This window comes from Paenibacillus sp. YN15, assembly GCF_003285005.1.
Classification (GTDB): Bacteria; Bacillota; Bacilli; order Paenibacillales; family NBRC-103111; genus Paenibacillus_AR.
Window position 1 is genome coordinate 149,755 of sequence record NZ_QMFA01000002.1, and the last position, 23,234, is coordinate 172,988.

Here is a 23,234-nt window from a genome sequence, read left to right on the forward strand (position 1 = left end):
GAAATCGGCGGTTTGGTTTTTTTCATGGATTGACAAGAATAAAGCTTTTTGTTGCTCGAATGCAGGATATTTTGAGACTTGTGCCCTACCCTACGATCCTGAAATCCCGCTGATTTATATGGCCGAACAGCCGATCCAGCTTCTGGAGGATTCTCGTCCTTCGGAACCGATCTTCCCTTATTTTTGGGATTGAAGATAAGTATACTGCCTAGATAGAATCCAGAGCTTCTGTCTCCCGGACTATTTTGCCGGACCGGTCAATATAAGTCCAAACTCCGTTTTTCTGGACAATGGCCAGGCCCCCGCGGAATTCAGATAAGGTAGAATAGTCATACTGGGGTTCGATCACCCAGTTGCCGTCTTGATTTATAAATCCGTACCGGCCGTTTTGTTCTGCGAAGGAGAGACCCTCCTTGAAGGAGGTGGCAAAAGCCATAGTAATAGGAAGCTTGATTTCTCCGTTGGGAAGGATAAAACCGTATTTTCCATCCTGGCGAACCAGAGCAAGACCATTCGAGAAGGACTCGGCAAATTCAAATTGCGTCGGGATAACCACCCGGCCTTCCAGATCGATGAAGCCAAATCCGCCTGTATCTTTTACACTTGCAAGACATTCTTGGAAGCTGGCTGCATCCTCATATTGGAATGGAATTTTCATACTGCCGTCTTTAGCAATAAACCCCCATTTCCCTTCCTTCTTTACGGCAGCCATACCTAGTGAAAAGTAGGTGCCCTTTTCGTACACCGGTGGTACGATCCATTCCCCGTTTACATTGATATATCCGCTTTTTCCACTAAAGAGTTCTACCAAAGCCATGCCCTCATAAAAATCTTGCAGCAAGGCTGCTTCTTTGGTGACTTGATTCAGTACCTGCTCTCCTTTGGTATTCATGTAAGTCATCCATATTCCCGTCGAAAGAATAGCCATTCCGTTATGGAAGGGCCCTACATTTTCCTTATTTCCATCTCGCTCCACAACTATGTCCCCACGGACATTGATAAGCTGCAGCTTATTATTGATATACACAGTTGCCAACTCATCGGAAAAATCGGTTGCATAATCATACTTGGGAGGAATAACAGTAGTTCCGTCAGCTTGAAAATACCCCCATTTTCCGTCTTGGCGAAACCGGAACAGGTTCTTCGTTTGCTCTGATGCGACAGGCTGGCTGCACCCAACCGCTATCTCAGCGGGAGTAGGCGCAGCAGTTGGAGTCTGTACAGCGGTTCCGTTAGCGGTTGTTACCACTGAGGGAGAAGGAGTCTGCTCCTTGGTATTTGCGGCTACGTCCGGTTCACTAGAATTGCACCCGTTCAACATGGTGAACAGGAGAAATAGCAAGGGAATGACTGGAATGAATTTCAACATGACCCTTCCTTTTTGGATGTAATAGGAGAAGCCAAGCAATCCTTTTCGAATTGTCGTAGCTAGATTATTAGTTTTTTGATCCACTGTACCCGATAAACTAATTAAAGACGTAGAAATTTTTACCAAAGGCATTGGCAATTTTGCTTGGATAAACAATCATTGGGTCATTTCCGGAAAAATAATATTTCCCACCAGAACTATTGTTTGGAGACCAATTCACATTAGCCATCATAACGGTATATGGATCAGACTGCAAGTAACCCCGCGACCCTGTTCTCAAAGGATTACACCATTTTGCGGGGGCAACACCCTTCCTGCTAAACAATGGGGAGTACAGCGGCGCAATCGGCGCGCTGTTGTCGCTGGGGTAGAATAAAAACCAAACTGCCGGAAATCGGATGGTTTGGTTTTTTTCATGGATTGACAAGAGTAAAGCTTGTGGTATCATATTTTTATTATCGTAAAAATTACGGATTAACCCTGTATACATCTTCCATAAAGTGAAAATGGTCATTGACACCAATTGACAACTTAAATATGATAATGATAATCAATATCAATTACTGTTTTTTCAGAATAACTATAATCCGGCAAAGGAGAGATGGAATGAACAAAAGAAGCTGCAGCAAGGCACGGAGAGCTGGTGGGTGAAATAGGAACGGGATGAAGCCAAAAAAGAAGAAGGAATACAGAAAATATGGAGGTCTTCATATGAATAAGAAGCTGTCTGTCAAAGATTTAATCAACGTGGGCATTTTTACAGCAATCTATTTCGTTTTATTTTTCGCCACGGGAATGGTTGGTTATATCCCGATTATGATGGTGTTTATCCCTTTGTTGTGCCCGATTGTAACGGGTATTCCCTTCATGCTGTTCCTGACGAGAGTGAAGACGTTCGGCATGGTCACGATTATGGCGACATTGTTGGGACTGTTCATGTTTGTAATGGGACATCCATGGCCTGCGTTGGTTCTTGGCCCCGTATGCGGGTTCCTGGCTGATGTGATTTTGAAGTTGGGACGGTACAGCGGCTGGAAAACTTCTGTTGCGGGCTATGTGGTATTCAGCCAATGGATTGTCGGCTCTCTCCTGGCATTGTTTTTTATGCGGGATAGTTATTTCGCCGAAATCCGCGCAGGGTATGGCGATGCGTATACGGATGCACTGCTCCGCTTCACGCCACCCTGGGTCTTTCCCGTCATGATCATCCTGATTGCCATCGGAGCGATCATCGGAGCGTATCTGGGGAAATCAGCCTTGAAAAAGCACTTTAAGCGTGCAGGCATTGCCGTATGAGCCGTGTGCTGATGGCCGGATCGGCAGCTGACAGGCTGCGGCTGGACCCCAGAACCAAACTGCTGATCCTGATTGTGCTGAATATTGTCATGATGGGCGGAGGAATCGCAGGCCCCGCGATGATCGTCCGGCCGGCTTTGGCGCTGATCCCTTTTTTGCTTCTTTTCTCAGGGGGCCGCGTCAAGGCAGCGGTCATTTGCCTGGTTTTGTTTGCTTTTGCCTCCTTCGGCGAAAGCTATCTGGTTCCCCGGACAGAAGGATTGGCCAACCTGCTCACGGTTATTGCTTCGGGTTTGATCTCCCGGTTTCTGCCCGGACTTGTGATGGGATATTATGTGGTGACAACCACAACCGTCAGCGAGTTTACGGCATCTATGGAACGGATGCGCGTTACTCCCAAAATCGTCATTCCGCTTTCTGTCATGTTCCGTTTTTTCCCGACGGTTATGGAGGAGGCAAGCGCCATATCCGATTCCATGCGAATGCGCGGGCTTGGCGGCATGGCCATATTGAAGAAGCCGGTTCTGGCGTTGGAATACCGGCTGGTTCCGCTGATGGTCTGTGTGGTCAAGATCGGCGAGGAGCTTTCCGCTGCTGCCTTGACCCGGGGGCTGAGCAGCTCCATGAAACGCACCAATATTTGCAGGATCGGCTTCGGATGGCTGGATGCCGTTTTGGCGTTCGTTGCCATTGCTGCAGCCGCCGTCATGATTGTTTTATAGGAACGAGGGATAGCGCGTGATTGAATTCAGGAATGTTTCATTTTCATATGCTGCCGGAGAAGAACAGAATAATTTAGCGGATATTAACCTGACCATTGGCAAAGGGGAGGTAATCCTGCTGTGCGGAGAATCCGGCTGCGGGAAAACCACTCTCACCCGGTTGGTGAATGGGCTGATTCCCCATTATTATGAAGGCCAGCTGGAGGGGCAGGTGCTCATCGGCGGCAAAGACATTTCCCGGCTGCCCTTGCATGAAACCGCAAGTCTGGTAGGATCGGTGTTCCAGAATCCCCGCTCCCAGTTCTTTAATGTGGAAACGGAAAGCGAGCTGGCCTTCGGTGCGGAAAATATGGGGCTTCCGGCTGAAGAAATCAAGCGAAGAATCCGGGAAACCGTCAGGGAATACCGGATCGGGCATTTGATGGGAAGAAGCATCTTCCACCTCTCGGGGGGCGAAAAGCAAAAAATCGCCTGTGCCTCCATTTCCGTATGCGATCCGCCGGTAATTGTTTTGGATGAGCCCACCTCCAATCTGGACGCCCAGGCCATTGAGGATGTCCGGCAAGCCATCGGCCTCTGGAAGCGCCGTGGCAAGACGGTTATTGTGGCGGAGCACCGGCTGTATTTTCTGCGTGAGCTGATGGACCGGGCCATTTACATGAAGCAAGGGCGGATTGAGCGCATATTCAGTGCAAGGGAGCTTAGAGCGCTTCCTCCTCACGAGCTTGATTCCATGGGGCTGCGCCCTATATCGCTTCAGCAGCTGCCGAAAATCCGTTCCGCCCCCCGTGAGCAAGAGCGCGAGCTGGTGATGAAGAGTTTCTACCTGTGCCGCAGCAAAGCCTCGGCGCCTGCCCTGGAGATTGACCGCTTGCAGGTGCCGGAAGGGGGAATTATCGCGGTCATCGGACATAACGGAGCAGGGAAATCCACCTTCGCCCGCTGCCTCTGCGGCCTGGAGCGGAAGGGGCGGGGCGAGGTCCACTTCCGTTCTTTTCATTTCGGGAACAAGCACCGGGTAAAAAAATGCTATATGGTGATGCAGGATGTGAACCACCAGCTGTTCACCGAGAGTGTGCTGGATGAGGTGCTGCTCGGCATGGAGGAGGAGGACGACAACCGGGCAGCCGACATCCTGGACGGGTTGGATTTGCTGCAGCAGAAGGAGAGGCATCCTATGTCTCTGTCCGGAGGGCAAAAGCAGCGGGTAGCCATTGCCAGCGCCATCGCCAGCAAACGGGATATCCTCGTGTTCGACGAGCCCACCAGCGGCCTGGACCTCCGGCATATGAAGGAGGTTGCCGCAAGCCTGAAGCAATTGGCGGCGCAAGGCAACACCTTATTTGTGATCACCCATGATCCCGAATTCATTCTTTCCTGCTGCACCCATTTTCTCCAATTGGAAAAAGGCAAGGTGATTGCCAACGCTCCCCTTGATTCCGCCGGCGCAGACAATATGGTCCGGTTTTTTCTCGATACCGCCAAGGCAGGGAGCGGCCAGGAGGGATTGGAGGAGGATGAAGTATCGGACTGCATGAGTCTATCCATTTAGGGGAGAATGTTTCCCTGATCAGCCGGAGCACCGAGGGTTCCGTATATCTGCTGCAGGATGCCACGGGGGAGGGCAGGATGACCCATTATGAGGTTTTTCCCGGTGTGCACCTGCTGTACCACGATTTCCGCATGGACCGCTGCTATTCCCATTTTAAGCCAATCGCGCCTGTTTTCTGCATTGATCATTGCCGGGACGGGCGGCTGGAATGGGAGATGAGCGACGGCAGCAGCTTCTTTATGGGAGCGGGGGATATGCAGCTCAACTCCCGCGCCCGGCATGGGGGCATGTTTCAATTGCCCTTGGGCTATTACCGGGGAATCACCGTTTCGATTTTTACGGCAGAGGCGTCCGGGCCTTTGTCCAATGTGCTGGATGGCTTCAACGTGGATATCCATGCCTTGCGGGCGAAATTTTGTCGCAGCATCCGGCCTTTTGTCATACGCGCCAGACTTCATATTGAGCATATCTTCGCCGAGCTGTACGCGGTGCCGGAGGAAATCAGAGGACCGTTCCTCAAGATTAAGGTATTGGAGCTGCTGCTTTTTTTGAGCGCCATGGAGGTTCCTCCTCATGCGGAGGAATATGTCTATTTTGGCAAGGAGCAGGTAGAAAAGACCAAGGCCATTATGGCCTTGATCACCTCCGCCCCGGAGAAGCACTACACGCTGGAAGAGCTGTCCGCCCGTTTTCAGTTCCCGGTGGCCTCCATGACCAAATGTTTTAAAGGCGTATACGGAACCCCTATCTATGCTTACATGAAGACGTATCGGATCAATGCGGCGGCAATGAAGCTCCGCAAGACAAAGGACAGCATTACAGCCATTGCTCTTCAGACCGGTTACGAGAATGCCGGCAAGTTTTCCGCTGCTTTCAAATCCGTGCTGGGGCAAACGCCGTCGGATTACCGCAAATCGGTTAGTCAAATGGATTAGCCGGTCCGTTTTTGGAGCGGTGGTTTTGCCGGGGGCATCCTATAATAAAGGTGGTTTGCGCCGGACAAATCACCTTTATTTTTTTTGGAGGGAAGAGGAAATGAAGAACCGTGGAACCTTTCGCACCATTTATGATTTTGCCCAGGAATGCAGAGGGGTAATGTTGGCCTCTGTGTTATGCGCCATCATTAGCGTGGCCGGGGGATTGGTCCCTTATTGGGGGATATACCGGATTATACTGCTCTTCATGGAAGGAAAAGCTACAGAGGCGGCTGTCTGGATGTGGGCGGGAGTCTGCATAGCCGGCTATTTCGTCAAGCTGCTTTTCTACGGCATTTCTACCACCTTATCGCATCGTTCCGCTTATCAAATTCTGGAAAGCCTGCGTCTGGCCATGACGCGGCGGCTGATGGAAGCCCCTCTTGGCCATGTTCTGGGCAACACAGCCGGGAAGCTGAAGAATATTATTGTGGACCGGGTGGAAACCATTGAGCTGCCGTTGGCCCATTTGATCCCGGAGGGCATTTCCAACCTGCTGCTGCCGCTTTCGGTGTTTGCCTATATGCTGGTCCTGGATTGGCGCCTTGCTCTTGCTTCCTTGATCTGCATTCCTTTGGGCGCAATGGTCTATGCGGTGATGATGCGGAATTTCAACAGCCAATACGCTGCATACATGGAGGCGGGCAACCAAGTGAACAGCGTCATGGTGGAATATGTGGAGGGAATAGAGGTCATCAAGGCCTTTAACCAATCCTCCAGCTCATACGAAAAATTTTCGGCAGCGATCCATTCCTTTAAGGATTTTACCCTGGCATGGTTTCATAGCACTTGGAAGCTGATGAATCTCGGGGGAGCTATTCTGCCGTCCACTCTGCTGGGGATTCTGCCCGCCGGCATGTTCCTGTATCTGAATGGCAGCTTGACCCCTGCGGAGCTGGCCATGAGCATCATTCTTTCCATGAGCATCATCGCTCCCGTAAGCTGGTTTACAGTGGCGGTGAACGATTGGAAATCCATTCAATACGCGATAAATGACGCCAGTGAACTGCTGGCCATGCCTGTGCTGCCGGATGCTTCCAAGCCTGCCAATCCGGTTGGTTATGATGTTCAGCTCCAAAATGTTCGCTTCCGCTATCATGATAAAGGAGGCGACGTGCTCCATTCCATCAATCTGGAGCTTCCCGCCAATAGCTTTACCGCCCTGGTGGGCCCGTCAGGCAGCGGCAAATCTACAGTGGCCCGGCTGATCGCCCGGTTCTGGGATGTTGCCGGGGGAGAGATTCTCATCGGAGGCGTCAATATCCGCGATATTCCCCTAAAGCAGCTTTCCGGGATGATCAGCTATGTGGCCCAGGACAATTTCCTGTTTGATTGCTCCCTGTTGGAAAATATCCGCTTGGGCAAACCAACCGCCTCCGATGAAGAGGTATATGCTGCCGCCCGCGCCGCCCGGTGCGAGGAATTTATCTCCCGGCTGGAGCAGGGCTGGAATACCCTGGCAGGGGAAGCGGGAAGCAGGCTGTCCGGCGGGGAACGGCAACGGATCGCCATTGCCAGAGCTATTCTGAAGAACGCTCCGGTTGTCATTTTGGATGAGGCCACCGCCTTCACCGATCCGGAAAATGAGGAGCAGCTGCAAAAATCCATCGCTGCCTTGACCAAGGGCAAAACCTTGCTGGTCATTGCCCACCGGCTGTCCACCATCAAGGACGCGGATCAGATCGTGCTGTTGGATCAGGGGAGAATTGCGGCCAAAGGAACCCAGGCGGAGTTGCTGGCGGAAAGCCCGCTTTATCGCGATATGTGGAACGCTCATGTGGGAGCCAAGGCATGGGCCGCCTCCAGCCGGAAAGAAGGAGGGATAGTCCGTGCTTAATATCATGAGGCGTATCCTGCATTGGACCGGGCCTTATAGAAGCAGATTGTATTGGGGCTTTTTATGGTCCTTTTTGCAGGCGATGTTTACTGCTATGCCGATTATGGGAGCCGCTTATGCCCTTAACCTGATTCTGGAGGATCAGGCGGGGCAGGGGAGGCTCACCTCTGTGTGGGCGCTGTATATGCTTCTTTTTATGATTGTCATGATCGCGGGCCGGTTTCTGTTTTCGTATTTGCGGGCGGTCAGCCAGGAGAGCATTGGCCATGAAGTGACGGCAGAGGAGCGGATCAAAATCGGCGATATTCTAAAAAGAGTATCCCTTGGCTTTTTTGACCGCAACCAAACCGGCGGCCTGCTGGGGGCAGTAACCACGGATATGGCCTTTGTGGAAATGTTTGCCATGAAAATGATCGATAATGTGATCGGCGGATATATTGGCGCAGCCGTTATGATACTTTGCCTCTCATTCTACAGCTGGCAAGCGGCGGCCATTGCTTTGCTGGGACTTGTTTTGTCCGCATTGGCCTTGCGGCTAATGGGGCATTACAGCCGCCGAAACGCTCCCGTTCACCAAAAAGCGCAAAATGACATCATCGCGGCTACCTTGGAATACATCCGGGGAATACCGGTTGTCAAGGCGTATGGGCAGGAGGGCGCGGCCATCGAAGGCATCCGCAAGGCTTACCGGGAGCGCCGCCGCATCAATGTGAAGATTGAGCTGGGATACGTTCCCGCCAATTGCCTGCACCTGATGGCGCTGAAGGCATCCTCCGTGTTCATTGCCGCGGCGCCTGCCATTCTGGTTTTGCGCGAGGATTTATCCGTTTCCGTTTTTTTGATGCTGGCTATGTTTTCATTTGTCATCTTCGGGCAGGTGGAGCAAATCAACAATGCCACCCATGTGATCCAGGTGATTGGCCCGATATTGGACAAGCTGGACGGGATCAAGGAAACCGAATTTATGGATGAGCATGGAACGGATAAAAAGCTGGACCGCTTTGATATTGAGTTCAAGGACGTCACCTTTGCTTATGATACGCGGCGGGTCTTGGACGGAGTCAGCTTCACCATTCCGCAGCAGACCACCACAGCCATTGTCGGTCCTTCCGGCTCCGGCAAAACCACCATCTGCAATCTGATAGCCCGGTTTTATGATGTGGATTCGGGCAGCATTGCCATTGGCGGAACAGATATCCGCCAGCTTACCGGTGACAGCCTGCTCGCGAACATCAGTATGGTATTCCAGAATGTGTATCTTTTTCATGACACGATTCTGAATAATATCAAGTTTGGACGTCCCGATGCCGGGATCGAGGAGATTATGGAAGCGGCCAAGCAGGCGCGCTGCCATGAATTTATTGCGGCGCTGCCGGATGGGTACAACACGGTTGTCGGGGAAGGCGGCTCCTCCTTGTCGGGCGGGGAGAAGCAGCGGATTTCCATTGCCAGAGCGCTGCTCAAAAAAGCGCCGATCATCATTCTGGATGAGGCTACCGCCAGCGTGGACCCGGAGAATGAGCATCATGTGCAGGAAGCCATCAGTGCCTTGACCCGGGGCAAAACGATTATCGTCATCGCCCACCGGCTGGCCACCATCGAAAACGCCGATCAGATCATCGTGCTGGACAATGGCCGCATCGCCCAAAGAGGCACCCATGAGCAGTTAATCCGGAAAGAAGGAATCTATGGCCATTTCATCTCGATCCGGGAGCAGGCAGAGGGATGGAAGCTTTATCGTGAACAGGAACCGGAACATAATCGTTTTTCCAATTCCCCAGATGCGGTATAATGTGAGCATGAAGAAGCCGCTTGTGCTCATATAAAGGATAGGATGTGCTTCCATGGAGCAACCGATCTGGTTCAGCGCCCAATTGCTGTTTCAATCCGAGGTGGCAAGGAATTCAGCGGAATACGACACAGAGACCTATGAGGAATCCATTGTTTTAATTAAGGCTGTGAATAAAGAAGAGGCTTATCAGATTGCTGCTGTCAATGGAAAAAACGAGGAATCAAGCTACATGAATATATATAACGAGGAGGTGCATTGGAGGTTTATAAAAGTGGTTGATCTCTTTGAACTGACGGAAGAGACGATAGATTCCGGAACGGAGGTGTTTTCCCGGTATATTCTGGCCCCCTCCGGAACTCAGCCAAAAGAGATTTTGCACAGATATTACCAAGAGGAATAGGATCAGGTAAACGGGGTTCCCATGAAGATACCAGATGAATAAAGAAGCAGTAAGAATAATAGCTGAACGAAACAGACCGTCCGCAGTCGGTCTGTTTTTTGTGTTTGCCCAGAAGTTGGAAGGATTTAAGGCTCTACGCCAAAATCAGTGCTTGACGCCGCGGACGGATGGTTGTTAGCCGTGCGACCATGCCCTGGTCTGAAGCTAACGGCAGGGAGAGCCCTTATTTCGGCAAAAACACTGCTTCCGAACCTCTAACGGCGGCCACAGCCGCTATTGGGGCCGATTACTCCGCTGCAGACCCTTTTTTAGCCCAATAAGGGCTCCTGCTTCCGTTAGATTTGGCAGCCCCCCGTTTTAGGGCAAATAGAGGCTCTCACCGCCGTTAGAAAGAAAAGGTAAACCCTCCGTCAAGCACTGATTTTTATTTTGGGCCAGATTTAAACAAATAAATAAAAGTTTTAATCTTTTTTAGGGGATATGTATCAAATTTATATAAAAATATGTTCTGTAAAATTCCGGAAAGGAATAAGTATGAATCAGCAGCGTAAAAGGTGCACATTTTGCGGCTGCCGCATGGGTGGGAACGACTCGCCCTATGCACACGTGAATCAGAAAATCGGATTGAAAGGCAGGAATGTCCATTGAAAAAGTGGTTAGTCATGATGTTATCGGCAAGTTTGGTTTTTCTCAGCATCGGGGTCCAATCCGCAAGTGCCGCCCCGATTGTAGTAGACAGCACAATTCTGGTGAAGGCCGGCACTACCTTTGACGGCAAGGGCCAAACGTATGTGGCCAATCCCAGCACCTTAGGGGACGGCAGCCAGGCTGAAAACCAAAAACCCATTTTTCGTCTGGAAAATAACGCAACCCTGAAGAATGTCAATATTGGCGCGCCGGGCGCCGATGGCGTCCATGTATATGGAAACGCCACTATCTCCAACGTTACGTGGCTGGACGTAGGGGAGGATGCCCTTACGCTGAAATCCTCCGGCACGGTCAACATTACAGGCGGTGGAGCATATAAGGCCTATGACAAGGTATTCCAGATGAATGCGTCCGGCACCATTAACATTAAGAACTTCAAGGCAAACGATATCGGCAAGCTGGCCCGGCAAAATGGCGGCACTTCCTATACAGTGGTGTTTACGCTGGATAACTCGGATATATCCGATGTGAAGGATTCCATCTTCCGGACGGACAGCAGCTCCAGCTCCGCCAAAATTACCAATACCCGCTACCATAATGTTCCCACCCTGTTCAAGGGCTTTGCCAGCGGCAAAACAAGCCAGTCCGGGAATACCCAATATTAATCCATTGTCTTAAATCCCCCCGCTAACGTCGACAGCCTGTTCTTCGTTCTAAGAAGAGCAGGCTGTTTCGCGTATGAAAATTTCATATACCCAGCTGGAAATTGCGTACTGCTGCGATGAGGAGGTAACCCGATATACATTTTGGGGTTCCAATACAGAAGAGCAAACAAGCCGAATCTGGCTAACGAATCTCTCTCACGCTATTTCGTGAAAACGGGCATGATAAAAAATCTAACGAATCTATATCGCGTTATTCGCCGGTTTGAACGCCTTTCGGCGCACATTCGGACAAATAGCGTTCCTACGATTCGTTAGATTTCAAACAGGCTCACCTATAGGCAAATAGCGATACCTGGATTCGTTAGAGCTTCTCCCATTTTTGAAGCTTTCAAGACAGCCCTTTTCCGGGAGAGATTGCAGCTTGCTGAATATTTATCATCCCATTTGACTTTTCGGACAGCCTCTTTTTGAGTTGCAGGAATGCCCGCGGCGCGCAATTACAGCTTGGCGGTTTCCTGCTTCAGCCATTCTTTATGGGCATCGTCCAGATGGACGGACAACTTGTCATACACTTGTTGGTGATACTCGTTGATCCAGTCCAGCTCGAAGGGGGAGAGGAGGGCCGGGTCAATGGCGTTGCGGTCGATGGGCAGGAAGCATAGGGTTTCAAATCGCAGGAAGGAGCCGAATTCCGTTGTTTCGTCCCGGATGACCAGCAGCGTGTTCTCCGTGCGGATGCCGTGGCGGCCTTCCTTGTACACACCGGGCTCGACAGTGATGGTCATGCCGGGCTCCAGCCGGACGTTCAGCAGCTTTTGATTGAACCGGTGGGGCTCTTCATGAACATTGGAAAAGTATCCCACTCCATGGCCGGTGCCGCATTTGTAATCCAGGCCCTTGTCCCACATGGGCTTTCGGGCCAGCACATCCAGATGGGAGCCGGTAGTGCCGTAGAGGAACTTGGCTGTGGAGAGGGCGATGACGGATTTCAGCACCAGGGTGAAGTCTTTCTTTTGTTCCTCGGTCAAATTGCCTAAAGCCAACGTCCGGGTAATATCTGTGGTGCCGTTCAGGAAGTGGGAGCCTGAATCCAGCAGGTAGAAACCCTCACTCTTCAGGGTATATTGGAAATCCGGGAGCGCTCTGTAATGCATCATGGCGGCATGGTCGCCGTAGGCGGAAATGGTAGAAAAGCTCAGGTCCACGAACAGGGGCAGCTCCTTGCGGAACTCCAGACCCTTCAGGTCTGCGTCAATCTCGGTAACTGCCTGATGCGGAACGGTGTCCTTCAGCCATTTGAACAGCTTTACCAGCGCCACAGCATCCTTGATGTACGAATCCCGGATATTGGGGATTTCCACTTCGTTTTTGATGGCCTTCAACGGCGTGACCAGGCCCTCCGAGAGGATTTTTCGGGCAGATGCAGAGATGGAGCGGTACAGACCGGCATTGGTTTTCTCCGGGTCCAACAGGATGGAATCACCGCTGTCCAGCTTAGCCAGAAATGCGTAAATCTGTCCGTATGCCTGAAGCTGAACGCCATCCTCGGCAAGAAGCTTCCGTTCCGCCTCATCTACCTTGTGGGGATCGACGAAGAGATAAGCCTCGTTTTCTCCAATGACGGCATAAGAGGTCACATAAGGATTGTGGGGGATATCGTTGCCCCGGATATTGAACAGCCAGCAGATTTCATCCAGCACCGGCAGCAGATAAAAGTTGGCGTGGCGGGCTTTCATGGCTTTCCGCACCTCCGCCAGCTTCTCGGTCCGGGTTTTGCCGGCATAAACAGCCTCATGCAGGTACAGCTTGTCCCCGGGAATGGCCGGCCGGTCTTTCCAGACCGCTCCAACCGGGTCCAGATCGGTCCGAATGCTCACCGACTTGTCCGCCAAAAGGGCAGACAGCTTGTTGAAGGCGCTGACGGACAGGCTTCTGCCGTCCACAGCCAGGCAGCCGCCTTGAGGAAGAATCTCCGCCAGCCATTCCTCATGGCCGGGCACGCCAAGCTCGCCCATTTTGAAGAGCCTGATGCCGCTGCCCTCCAGCTGGTTCGCAGCCTGGATAAAGTATCTGCCGTCTGTCCACAGTCCCGCATCCTCCCGGGCAATAACGGCGGTTCCGGCCGAGCCGGTGAAGCCGCTGATCCATTGTCTGCTTTTCCAATACTCCCCTACATATTCGCTCATATGAGCGTCAGCGCTGGGCACCAGACAGGCGTCGATGCCAACCTTCTCCATCCATGTTCTCAATTGACTCAGCTTTTCGCTGGTATTCATGTGCAACGTCTCCTTGAAATTGTCTTAAAAAACATGATCATGCTCTATGAAAAGTATACCAGAAAGTATGAAAAATTCGCTCCGTTACTTTAAAGCGGCATATTATAATTGGTTAAAATCCTTTTTTGCCGTGCGACAAACAACGCTTTTTTGCACCATTCCTGAAAATTCATACAAGTCCGCATAAATTTCATACAGGTGAACACCCGCTTATCCGGGTTATAGTAAGAAGGGGATGAGAAAAAACGATTGGTGCGGATAAAGGAGGAAATGAGTTGGCGGACATGATTAACAAGCCATCTGCGTCGGAGGCGTCCGGCGTGATAGATATTACGGCCTTCGGCGTCCGGCCGGACAGCGGGGAGGACCAGTCCCTGGCGGTGTACCGGGCTATACAGCATTGCCGCTCCATACCGGGAGCCGTTCTGCAATTTCCGCCGGGGCGGTATGATTTCTGGCCGGAGCTGGCCTATGAGGGCTTCTTCTATATTTCCAATCATGACAATGAAGGAAGCCGCCATGTGGCGTTTCCATTGACGGGCATGAAGGACTTCACCTTGGAGGCTGCGGGAGCGGAGTTTATTTTCCACTCGCTTATGATTCCTTTCTGGGTGGAGGGCTCCGAGAATATCCGGCTGTCGGGCTTCCGGGTGGACTGGGAAGTGCCCATGATGGGCCAGGGAACCGTGCTGGCATCGGAGGCGGACTGGTTCGACATTGCTATTGATGAAGGCTACCGCTGTCGGGTGGAGGACGGAAGGGTGGTTTTTCTCGGCGAGGGATGGGACCGGCAGGTCTGGGGGCTGCTGGAATTCGATCCGGTCACTCAAGCGACGGCTTACGGCAGCGCGGACCAATGGAGCTATGACAGCTTCCGTGACTTGAGGGCGGAGGAGCGGTCGCCGGGAGTCATCCGGTATACAGGCAACCGGTCGGCGCGGCGCCCGGCGGACGGGAACAAGATCATCTTCCGCTGCGGGCTGCGGGATCATCCGGCCATCGCTATATCCGACTGTACCAATACGGTAGTGGAGGATGTGACGGTGCATCATGCCCTGGGTATGGGGGTGATCGCCCAGAACAGCAGGGATGTCCGCCTGCACCGGTTTCATGTTACCCTGCGGCCGGGAACCGAACGGGTATTCAGCACAAAGGCGGATGCCACCCACTTTGTGTATTGCAGCGGAACCGTGTCGTTGACCGACTGTCTGCTGGAGTACCAGTTGGATGACCCGTGCAATATTCACGGCATTTATGGCAGCATTGTCCGGCGGTTGGCGCCAGATGCGCTTCTGGTCCGGCTGGTGCATGGGCAGCAGCAGGGCATCGGAATTGCGGAGACGGGAGAGTGTCTCAGCTTTGTCAGCGGGAAGACGCTGCAAGCCTGCGGCTCCCTGAAGCTGGCGTCTGTTGAACGTGTCAACGCGGAGTATATGGTGCTCGTTTTTGCCGGAGAGATTCCGGAGGAGGTTCAGCCGGGGGACGCGGTAGAGAATCTGGAGCGTTCGGCGGATGTGGTGATCCGGGGCTGCACGGTCCGCAGGAACCGGGCCCGGGGGCTGCTTTTGACCACTCCCGGCTCTGTGCTGGTGGAGGACAATGACATCAGCGCCCCCGGTGCGGGCATCAAGATATCCGGCGACGTGAATTTCTGGTTCGAGTCGGGGGCCACACGCCGGGTTGTCATCCGCAACAACCGCTTCGGCGATTGCAATTACGCCTATCCCAGCTGGGGCAAGGCGGTCATCGACATTGACCCCGTGGTTAAAAATCTTGACCCGCAGCACGGATATTACCACGGGGAAATCCTCATTGAGGGCAACCGTTTCCGCACCTTCGACCGGGGGCTGGTGCGGGGACACTCCGTTGCCAGGCTGGTATTCCGGGATAACCGTGCGGAGCCGTCAGGCACCTATCCGTCTCATGGGGGCGAGGTTCAATCCCTGGAGCTGCGGGCCTGCGGCCAGGTGGAGGCGGCGGGCAACTTTTTTGCGGGAGCACCGGGCACGCTGCGGCTGGATGACCGTATCATGATGCTGTCCGGCGAGGAACTGCTGCCGGGGAAGGGCTGAGTGGGCCGCGGAGACACAGGCGTGGAAATTACCTGGGGAGCTCCAAGTATGGCAATGGAATAGCGGGAGCCCTCCTTCCGCTATCTCCTTCCACCCTGCTGCAGAAAGGAATGCCAGGCTGCGCAGATTTTTTACCAAGAAAGGGGTTCGACTGTATGAACGGATGGGCAGACGCCGCAGATTTCGGCTTTCTTCCGGAAGCCACAGGATTAGAAAACGCCAGGGCCCTGCAGGAAGCGCTGGACAGGGGAGGAACCGTATCCGTCACCCGCCCTGGAATATATAAGCTGGCGCGGACAGTGTATATTGGCAGCAACACCACCCTAAGCTTCGGGAACGGGATCAAGGTGCAAAAGGTGGATGAAACCGGTCCGTTCTCCCATGTGCTGCTGAACAAAGGCGCATTGACCCGGACCTGGGATGAGCATATTTCCATCGAAAATCTCCATATCCAAGTAAACGGCATGGATGTCCGGACGTTCCATGACGTGTTTGGCTTGCATGGCCAGCTTGCTCTCTTCTATGCCAGGGACGTGAGGATTCTTGGCTTCCGCTGCATGGATGTAGGGACGGCCCAATATGGCGTCCACATCTGCACCTTTGAGGATTTACTGATACAGGATGTCATTATCAAAGGGAAAAAGGACGGCGTCCATCTCGGACGGGGCAGGAGATTCCGGATCAGCGACGGCAGGTTTGACACCTACGACGATGCTGTAGCCTTGAACGGCCATGACTATGATGTGGGAAATCCGGAGCTGGGGTGGATTGAGGAGGGAACCATCGAGCATTGTTATGATTTGTCCGGGGATGGGGAATCCAAGCCGTGCGTTGGCTATTTCTGCCGCATTCTGGCAGGAGCCTGGACGGATTGGCGGGAAGGCATGGAGGTGCAGAAGTCCGACACGGTGGTATCGGAGGGGCGTCTCTACCGGGTTAAGGCAGATCCCGACGGAAAAAGCTACATATCCATGATCAGGCCGGTTCATGAGAAGGGCACAGTCGTTCTGGACGGCATTCCCTGGACGATGGTGCAGCGCGATCCCGTGTATACAGCGGGAGTCCGGAACATTACCTTCCGCAATATTTATCTGCATAAGGCCAGACCAGCCTTTTCCGTCCATTTTGACAACGACCGGTTCAGCCGCTCTTATTATCCAGGCGCGACCGTTCCCCGGCAGGAGCATCTGGTGTTCGAGCAGGTCCGGGTGCTGCACAGCAGGCCAACCCCGTTTCTCCTGATCAACACGCCGGTGGACATGTTGACGATCCTCCATTCCGCCTTCCGGGACAATGTGATCCGGTTTACCGGCAACAAGGCTATGGAGGATTACCTGCCTACCGCCATCCAATTGACGGGATGTGTTTTTCAACAGAAGGGGCAGATGGTGCTGGTGGAAAATGAGGTGGAGCGCAAGGAAATCCGTTTGCTGACGTCGGCCAGCGTACAGATGGAGGAGGATTTCTCTGCCGTTGTATGCCCGGGGCCGGGAACCATCCGTACTGCTTCCGACTTGAAGGGGCTTCACTGATGCCGCACGGGCATCATCAAGGCGCTTCCCCCAAGGACAAGAGGCTGTCCGAAAACTCTAACGAATCTAGGCATCGCTATTTGACTATAGGTGAGCCTGTTTGAAATCTAACGAATCGTAGGATCGCTATTTGTCCGAATGTGCGCCGAAAGGCGTTCAACCAGGCGAATAAGGCGATATAGATTCGTTAGATTTTTTATCATGCCCGTTTTGGCGAAATAGCGTGAGAGAGATTCGTTAGCCAGATTCGGCTTGTCCCCAGACGTATGCTTCCGCAGTTCGAATCTTCTGAGAAAATATAGAATTTTTGCTGCTTTTACTTTAAACTGAGGAGAATTCCGCTTCATTTTGAAATTGAGAGCCCTATTACAGGTTCCTGATTTTCACAAATCCAATCATTTGGAGGATGCCTCACAAAAATGAGAAAGCCTACATGGTCAACCCTAATGCTGATTATAATTATTGTGCTTTTGTTGAGTCCGGTCATTTATGTACAGGCCAATAAATGGATTTACGCCAACCGGGTAACCCAATATTTGGTGAAGGAAAAGAACTACAGCAAAGCTGAGATTCAATCGGTAAAAGGGGTTTGGGGGGTGAAGCTGCCTGCGTTTTATGTGGTGGTTACGTTCGAGGAAGAGCCAGAGGTAGAATATACTTATTATGCCCATGATAGGGTGCTGCAAATGGGCTATACCCTCAAAAACGGCGGCACTCCAGCGGAAGCGGATGGAGCCGGGCTCCGCTACTACGAGCCCCGCTAAACGGAGAGGAGCATGGACATGCACTTGAGACAGATGGCTACGGCCTTTATTTTTCATGATGATCGCGTGCTGATGATGAAGCGCAGCTCCAACCGGTTGTTTCAGTTTGAATTTTGGAGCGGGATTGGCGGCCATATGGAGCCGGAAGAGATTAACCATCCGCTGGAGGCCTGTCTGAGGGAAATCCGGGAAGAATCCGGATTGGAGCCCCATGATATTGCCGATTTTTCCCTGCGCTACATCCTGCTTCGTTTGAAGGAGGATGAGATCAGGCAGCAATATGTGTATTTCGGGCGGACAAGCCGGAAAGAGTACATAACCTCCGACGAAGGGGAATTGTCCTGGATCAAGCAAGAGGAGCTGCTGAAGCTGCATCTGTCCACCAATAACCGGCTGATGCTGGAGGATTATTTTCAACATCCCGGCAGTACTGACGTGAAGGTCGGTACCATCGCCATCAGTGCGGAAGGGGAGCCTTTTATCCAATGGGCCTTGTTGAAGGACCCGCTGATTTTCTGAGATCATTCATAATAAATGGCGCTGTACGGGAATTCCAGGATCTTCATGCGGTATTCCTTCGGGGTCATGGACATGTACTCGCGGAAAATCTTGCCGAAGTAGCTGGGACTGTCGAAGCCGCATTGCCGCCCGATCTCCTGAATCGGCGTATCTGTCGTCCGAAGCAAAGCAAGGGCTGCTTCCATCCGCCGGTCCCTTAGGTAAGCCAACGGTGAGGTTTGCTCCGACTTCTGAAACAACCGGCACAGGTGATGCTTGTTGACACCGCAATGTGCGGAAAGCATATCCAGTGTCAGGGGCTCTGCGTACCGCTCCCGCATGAATTGCTTGGCCTTCCGGATCAGGCTGCTTGAATTGGCGCTGACCTCCTTGCATTGCTCCCTGCTGGTCCGGACCAGGGTGAGCATCCATTCATAAACCAGAGCGGACAAGGCGTATTTATCCGTAACCTTTTCGTCGGTAATGGCATGCATGAGCTTCCAAAATTGCAGGACAAGGGGAGATTGAGGGTCCCGACGAATCACCTGGCCCTCCTGCTCCGCCACCAAGTCCCAAATCCGGCTGGCCTCGGCGCCCCGCAAATTGAGCCAGATGATTTCCCAGGGCTCCCCGCACGCCTCGTAGTAATACCGGTGTTTGCTGGGGACTTTGACCAGGAACCCGGTGCCTTGGGGCAAGGGGACGGGCGGCTGCTGCTCCAATTCAATAAAGCCTTGGCCGCTTAAGGTATATTGAAAAATCACATGGCCGCAGTCCGGCCTGCTGTCTCCGGAGAAGCTGTATTCCGGACTGGAAACCTTTTGCCACCCTATGGAATCCAGTGTCAAGATCGATGTATCATCATTGCGGAATGCAAAAGAAGCGGGCTTTAGCATGGAAGATCACTCCGGGCTCATAAGATCAATTTTGTTATAGTATAGATCACAACTTTAAGATTGTCATCCCTCTCGCCCAGGGGTAAGATCGGTGTAGACAAAGGAGTGATCTGAGGATGGAAAAGCAGGAATTGAGGATTAAGCTGCTGCCTGACGAATACTGGTGGGGAGGGCGTGCGGCGGACGGGCGCAGGATGCCGTATGGCGCTATGGCGTTGTTCCAGGCGGATTTGGCCGTTAACCATGGCGGCAATCAGGCTTGCCCCCTGCTCCTCTCCAGCAAAGGGAGATATGTATGGAGCGAGGAGCCCTTTGCTTTTCAATTTGGGGATGGGGAGCTGCTGGTTACCGGGGATCAGGAGCAGGAGCTGCTGCTGGGAGAGGGGCATAAGACCTTGCGCGGGGCTTACCGGCATGTGTCCCGCAGCTTTTTCCCGCCTGTGCCGGTTCTTCCCGAAGAGCTGCTGTTCACCGCGCCCCAATACAATCTATGGATCGAGCTGCTCTATGAGCCTACCCAGGAGAAGGTGCTGGAATACGCGGAAAAGGTATTGGCCCATGGGATGCCCCCCGGTGTGATCATGATCGACGACAACTGGCATGAGCCCTACGGAACCTGGACCTTCCATTCCGGGCGTTTTCCTGACCCCAAGAGGATGATCGATAAGCTCCATGCCATGGGCTTTCAGGTTATGCTGTGGGTATGCCCGTTTATCAGTCCGGATTCCCAGGTCTTCCGCAAGCTGGAGCCTGCCGGGGTTCTGCTGAAGGACCGGAATGGCAGAACGGCTCTGCGCAAATGGTGGAACGGGTACAGCGCGGTGCTGGATTGCACGAATCCCGGCGCAGTACAGTGGATTCACGGACAGTTGGATTTTTTGCAAAGGGAATATGGGGTGGATGGCTTCAAGCTGGATGCCGGGGATGTGGATTTCTATGAACCCGACGATATGGCCTATGCGGCAGGGACAACCCCCAGCGGACAATGCGAGGCATGGGCCCGGGTCGGGCTCAGATACAAGCTGAATGAATACCGGGCTTGCTGGAAGCTAGCCGGGCAGCCTCTGGTTCAGCGCCTGAAGGACAAACGCCACGAATGGCAAGGCAACGGATTGGATGCGTTGATCCCGGACGGCCTGGCCCAAGGTTTGCTTGGGTATGCCTACACATGCCCGGATATGATCGGCGGCGGGGAGTTCTCCAGCTTCACCTCCGCCAAGCTGGATCAGGAGCTGTTTGTTCGCTCGGCCCAGTGCTCCGCATTGTTTCCCATGATGCAATTTTCGGCGGCGCCTTGGCGGGTTTTGGATGAGGAGCACCGGCAATATTGTGTGGAAGCCGCACAGCTCCATGCCCAATTCGGGCCGGAAATTCTGGAGCTGGCCAGAGAGTCCGCCCAAACCGGGGAGCCGATTTTGCGGCATATGGCCTATGTATTTCCCAATGAGGGCATGGAAACGGTTCTGGATCAATTCATGCTGGGGGACAGTGTGCTGGTGGCCCCAGTTGTCACCCAAGGCATGCGGAGCAGAACAGTCCGGTTTCCCGCAGGCGTATGGGAGGGGGAGGACGGAAGTGTGGTGGAAGGGCCGGCAGTCCAGCCTATTGAGGCGCCTCTGAACAGACTTCCCCGGTACAGGAAAAGGTGAGGCGGCAATCCCGCAAGGGGAGAGGGAGCCGCCGCAGTGTGAAGGTTGCTTGAGGGAAAATCTCATGATGGGAGTGCAGCGGCTATGATTCCTTCCTGGAAAAATCTAACGGTTCAGCCGGAACCGCGTACCCGCTATTATCTCAATCCCGCCCGTATTGTCTGGCAATCGGCGGAGCCGGGGGCTGTTTTGGAACGTCCTGAGCTGCTGCTGTCCGGGCGGGACGGCCAGTCCTTGCTGAGTGCGGCCATGGATCAGGTGTGTATTGTAAGCCATAAAGGCAGCGCCCCGGGATTTCTGCTGGATTTTGGCACAGAGCTTCATGGCGGCGTGCAAATTTGCATTGTCGGCGGCAGCAATAAGGAGAGGAGAACGGCAAGGTTCCGCGTCCGCTTCGGGGAATCCGCCATGGAGGCCATGAGCGAGCTGGGCGGGGTGACGAATGCAACGAATAATCATGCGGTGCGGGACGGGATTTTCGAGGTCAGCTTTATGGGGGCGGAGGAAATCGGGAACAGCGGGTTCCGGTTTGTGCGCATTGATTTTTTGGATGAGGGCCATTTTGTGCAGCTGCTCAGCGTCCGTGCCGTTGCGGTTATGCATGATGCGGAATACAAAGGCAGCTTCCGCTGCAATGACGGGCTGCTGAACCGGGTATGGGACACCGGGGCGTACACTGTGCATCTGAATATGCAGGATTATTTGTGGGACGGCATCAAGCGGGACCGGCTGGTGTGGACAGGGGACATGCATCCGGAGACCTCCACCCTGCAGGCAGTGTTCGGGTATCATGAGGTGGTGCCGCGGAGCCTGGATTTTATCCGGAACGAAAGCCCGCTGCCGGGCTGGATGACCACCTTTCCCACCTATTCCATCTGGTGGGTTCTGATTCACCACGATTGGTACATGCATAACGGAGACTTAAGCTACTTGCTGGAGCAGCGGGCATATATGACAGGGCTTCTCCGCCAGTTGGCCGGCTGCATCCGGGAGGACGGCACGGTGGACATCCCCAATCCGTTCCTGGACTGGCCCTCCTCCACCAACCCGGAAGGGGTGCGGGCAGGGGCGCATGCTTTATTCATCTGGTGTATGGAGGCGGGAGTGAAGCTATGCGGGTGGATGGATGAGCCGGAAACGGCGGAGCTGTGCCGGAGGAGCGCCGCCAAGCTGCGCACGGTGACACCCGGTCACAATAAGAGCAAGCAGGCGGCTGCCCTGATGGCCTTGGTGGGGCTGCTTGACTCCGGGAAAACCAATGATGAGGTGATTGCGCCGGATTCGCCCAAGGGCTACTCCACCTTCTACGGGTATTATATTCTGAAGGCCCGCGGCGAGGCGGGGGATATCCGGGGCAGCCTGGACAGCATCCGGTCCTATTGGGGCGGCATGTTGTCTCTGGGGGCCACCACCTTCTGGGAGGATTTCGATATTGGCTGGCTGGAAAATGCGGCCCGGATCGATGAGCTGACACCGGCAGGCAAAGTGGATGTGCACGGCTCCTACGGCGGCTATTGCTACCAGGGGTACCGGCACAGTCTGTGCCATGGCTGGGCATCGGGCCCAACGGCCTGGCTGTCGGAGTACGTGCTGGGCATCCGCCCGGTGGAGCCGGGCTGCAGGACCATCCGCGTTGCGCCCAGGCTAGGCGATCTGGAATGGGCGGAGGGGACGTTTCCCACGCCGCATGGCATCGTCAGGGTGAAGCATACGAAGCAGCCGGACGGGTCAGTCCGTTCGGAGATTGAAGCGCCGGAGGGAGTTACGGTGCTTCGGGGATAACCTCATATGGTTGAACAACAAGCTGCCAAGCGATTGGCGGCTTGTTTTTTGCACGCATGGGGGGCGTCCCCGACGACGATGGTGATCCAGCCGGACAGAGGTTCCGTTATTTTTCGGAAAATCGGCGTTTTTTCTTTTATGCGGACAGAGAATCCGTTATGTGGGCCAAAACAGCCGGTGTGATGGTGTTTTCGGAGAGATAGCGTACCGTGTGTCCGTGAAATTTGCAAAAGAGCTTATTTGTGAGAAATAACGGAACGTCGGTCCGGATAGCGGGGAGATGGGGGCTGCTGATGAGCGAATGGTGGTACGCGGGGGCTCAGCAGGGGGCGTAGGCTGGTCCAACGGGCAAACGGGGGCAGAAGCAGTCCGATGAGCAGCGGGTGGTGAAACGCGGGGGCCCGATAGGCGGATTGACGAACGGAAGCGGCCGCTCAACCAGTCGTGACAGCGCCGCCGACCACCTCAAGCCGTTGCAACCGATGTGCTCCAGATAACATTCTTGCGGAA

General features: G+C 53.6%; 18 protein-coding genes. 14 read left to right on the forward strand and 4 right to left on the reverse strand.

All coding sequences use genetic code 11. From position 1 onward, the window contains the following. Positions 1-208: 208 nt before the first annotated feature. Together DQG13_RS02655 and DQG13_RS30645 are read right to left on the reverse strand one after the other, a co-directional pair. The gene (locus DQG13_RS02655) at positions 209-1,369 is read right to left on the reverse strand and encodes a WG repeat-containing protein (RefSeq protein WP_181592531.1); all 1,161 of its coding nucleotides are present in this window, start codon (positions 1,367-1,369) and stop codon (positions 209-211) included. Positions 1,370-1,466: 97 nt separating this feature from the next. Further along, positions 1,467-1,889, reverse strand: a complete 423-nt coding sequence (locus DQG13_RS30645; RefSeq protein ID WP_181592532.1) for a hypothetical protein — start codon at positions 1,887-1,889, stop codon at positions 1,467-1,469. A 191-nt stretch (positions 1,890-2,080) separates the two neighbouring features. Between DQG13_RS30645 and DQG13_RS02660 the strand changes: the two genes are divergently transcribed. The 8 genes from DQG13_RS02660 (at position 2,081) to DQG13_RS02695 (ending at position 11,255) form a co-directional block, all read left to right on the forward strand. Next, positions 2,081-2,665, forward strand: a complete 585-nt coding sequence (locus DQG13_RS02660; RefSeq protein ID WP_113017987.1) for an MptD family putative ECF transporter S component — start codon at positions 2,081-2,083, stop codon at positions 2,663-2,665. Beyond that, entirely contained in the window at positions 2,662-3,387 is a 726-nt protein-coding gene (locus DQG13_RS02665) for an energy-coupling factor transporter transmembrane component T (RefSeq protein ID WP_113017989.1), read from the forward strand. Before DQG13_RS02660 ends, DQG13_RS02665 begins: the two co-directional genes overlap by 4 nt. Positions 3,388-3,403: 16 nt before the next feature. Continuing rightward, complete coding sequence (locus DQG13_RS02670) at positions 3,404-4,939, forward strand: ABC transporter ATP-binding protein (RefSeq protein ID WP_113017991.1); 1,536 nt, start codon at positions 3,404-3,406, stop codon at positions 4,937-4,939. A gap of 77 nt (positions 4,940-5,016) precedes the next feature. Further along, positions 5,017-5,874 carry a helix-turn-helix domain-containing protein gene (locus DQG13_RS02675; RefSeq protein ID WP_220094320.1) on the forward strand — a complete coding sequence of 286 codons (858 nt, stop codon included), beginning with the start codon at positions 5,017-5,019 and terminating at the stop codon, positions 5,872-5,874. Positions 5,875-5,974: 100 nt separating this feature from the next. Next, a complete protein-coding gene (locus DQG13_RS02680; protein WP_113017995.1) occupies positions 5,975-7,750 on the forward strand; it encodes an ABC transporter ATP-binding protein in 1,776 nt (591 codons plus the stop codon). Next, positions 7,743-9,542 carry an ABC transporter ATP-binding protein gene (locus DQG13_RS02685; RefSeq protein ID WP_113017997.1) on the forward strand — a complete coding sequence of 600 codons (1,800 nt, stop codon included), beginning with the start codon at positions 7,743-7,745 and terminating at the stop codon, positions 9,540-9,542. Before DQG13_RS02680 ends, DQG13_RS02685 begins: the two co-directional genes overlap by 8 nt. A 52-nt stretch (positions 9,543-9,594) precedes the next feature. Further along, a complete protein-coding gene (locus DQG13_RS02690; protein ID WP_113017999.1) occupies positions 9,595-9,942 on the forward strand; it encodes a DUF4288 domain-containing protein in 348 nt (115 codons plus the stop codon). A gap of 662 nt (positions 9,943-10,604) precedes the next feature. Then, positions 10,605-11,255, forward strand: a complete 651-nt coding sequence (locus tag DQG13_RS02695; RefSeq protein WP_113018001.1) for a pectate lyase — start codon at positions 10,605-10,607, stop codon at positions 11,253-11,255. Positions 11,256-11,752: 497 nt separating this feature from the next. Here the strand turns inward: DQG13_RS02695 and DQG13_RS02700 are convergent, their stop codons facing one another. Continuing rightward, positions 11,753-13,531 carry an aminopeptidase P family protein gene (locus DQG13_RS02700; protein ID WP_113018003.1) on the reverse strand — a complete coding sequence of 593 codons (1,779 nt, stop codon included), beginning with the start codon at positions 13,529-13,531 and terminating at the stop codon, positions 11,753-11,755. 284 nt (positions 13,532-13,815) lie between these two features. Between DQG13_RS02700 and DQG13_RS02705 the strand changes: the two genes are divergently transcribed. The 4 genes from DQG13_RS02705 to DQG13_RS02720 all read left to right on the forward strand — a co-directional run bounded on the left by DQG13_RS02705 (position 13,816) and on the right by DQG13_RS02720 (position 18,418). Continuing rightward, positions 13,816-15,603 (forward strand): right-handed parallel beta-helix repeat-containing protein, encoded by a 1,788-nt coding sequence (locus DQG13_RS02705; RefSeq protein ID WP_258525430.1) that lies wholly within the window; start codon positions 13,816-13,818, stop codon positions 15,601-15,603. Between the two features lie 155 nt (positions 15,604-15,758). Next, positions 15,759-17,135 carry a glycoside hydrolase family protein gene (locus DQG13_RS02710; RefSeq protein WP_113018006.1) on the forward strand — a complete coding sequence of 459 codons (1,377 nt, stop codon included), beginning with the start codon at positions 15,759-15,761 and terminating at the stop codon, positions 17,133-17,135. A gap of 419 nt (positions 17,136-17,554) precedes the next feature. Beyond that, positions 17,555-17,899: a DUF3139 domain-containing protein gene (locus DQG13_RS02715; protein WP_113018007.1), complete on the forward strand. Its 345-nt coding sequence runs from the start codon at positions 17,555-17,557 to the stop codon at positions 17,897-17,899. Between the two features lie 18 nt (positions 17,900-17,917). Further along, positions 17,918-18,418, forward strand: a complete 501-nt coding sequence (locus DQG13_RS02720; RefSeq protein WP_181592533.1) for an NUDIX domain-containing protein — start codon at positions 17,918-17,920, stop codon at positions 18,416-18,418. A gap of 2 nt (positions 18,419-18,420) precedes the next feature. On the opposite strand, the gene DQG13_RS02725 is transcribed toward DQG13_RS02720, so the two are convergent. Further along, on the reverse strand, positions 18,421-19,293 hold the full coding sequence (locus DQG13_RS02725; RefSeq protein WP_113018011.1) for an AraC family transcriptional regulator: 873 nt from the start codon (positions 19,291-19,293) through the stop codon (positions 18,421-18,423). Between the two features lie 116 nt (positions 19,294-19,409). On the opposite strand from DQG13_RS02725, the gene DQG13_RS02730 reads away from it, so the two are divergent. After that, entirely contained in the window at positions 19,410-20,942 is a 1,533-nt protein-coding gene (locus DQG13_RS02730; protein WP_113018013.1) for a glycoside hydrolase family 31 protein, read from the forward strand. 84 nt (positions 20,943-21,026) lie between these two features. Beyond that, on the forward strand, positions 21,027-22,724 hold the full coding sequence (locus DQG13_RS02735; RefSeq protein WP_113018015.1) for an alpha-L-rhamnosidase-related protein: 1,698 nt from the start codon (positions 21,027-21,029) through the stop codon (positions 22,722-22,724). The last annotated feature ends 510 nt before the right edge of the window (positions 22,725-23,234 follow it).

Coding starts and splice junctions, on each gene's coding strand:
- DQG13_RS02705 (WP_258525430.1), top strand. CDS start 13,816: ATGATTAACAAGCCATCTGCGTCGGAGGCGTCCGGCGTGATAGATATT.
- DQG13_RS02655 (WP_181592531.1), bottom strand. CDS start 1,369: ATGTTGAAATTCATTCCAGTCATTCCCTTGCTATTTCTCCTGTTCACC.
- DQG13_RS02690 (WP_113017999.1), top strand. CDS start 9,595: ATGGAGCAACCGATCTGGTTCAGCGCCCAATTGCTGTTTCAATCCGAG.
- DQG13_RS02725 (WP_113018011.1), bottom strand. CDS start 19,293: ATGCTAAAGCCCGCTTCTTTTGCATTCCGCAATGATGATACATCGATC.
- DQG13_RS02710 (WP_113018006.1), top strand. CDS start 15,759: ATGAACGGATGGGCAGACGCCGCAGATTTCGGCTTTCTTCCGGAAGCC.
- DQG13_RS02665 (WP_113017989.1), top strand. CDS start 2,662: ATGAGCCGTGTGCTGATGGCCGGATCGGCAGCTGACAGGCTGCGGCTG.
- DQG13_RS02730 (WP_113018013.1), top strand. CDS start 19,410: ATGGAAAAGCAGGAATTGAGGATTAAGCTGCTGCCTGACGAATACTGG.
- DQG13_RS02680 (WP_113017995.1), top strand. CDS start 5,975: ATGAAGAACCGTGGAACCTTTCGCACCATTTATGATTTTGCCCAGGAA.
- DQG13_RS02700 (WP_113018003.1), bottom strand. CDS start 13,531: ATGAATACCAGCGAAAAGCTGAGTCAATTGAGAACATGGATGGAGAAG.
- DQG13_RS02735 (WP_113018015.1), top strand. CDS start 21,027: ATGATTCCTTCCTGGAAAAATCTAACGGTTCAGCCGGAACCGCGTACC.
- DQG13_RS02695 (WP_113018001.1), top strand. CDS start 10,605: ATGATGTTATCGGCAAGTTTGGTTTTTCTCAGCATCGGGGTCCAATCC.
- DQG13_RS02675 (WP_220094320.1), top strand. CDS start 5,017: ATGACCCATTATGAGGTTTTTCCCGGTGTGCACCTGCTGTACCACGAT.
- DQG13_RS02715 (WP_113018007.1), top strand. CDS start 17,555: ATGAGAAAGCCTACATGGTCAACCCTAATGCTGATTATAATTATTGTG.
- DQG13_RS02720 (WP_181592533.1), top strand. CDS start 17,918: ATGCACTTGAGACAGATGGCTACGGCCTTTATTTTTCATGATGATCGC.
- DQG13_RS02660 (WP_113017987.1), top strand. CDS start 2,081: ATGAATAAGAAGCTGTCTGTCAAAGATTTAATCAACGTGGGCATTTTT.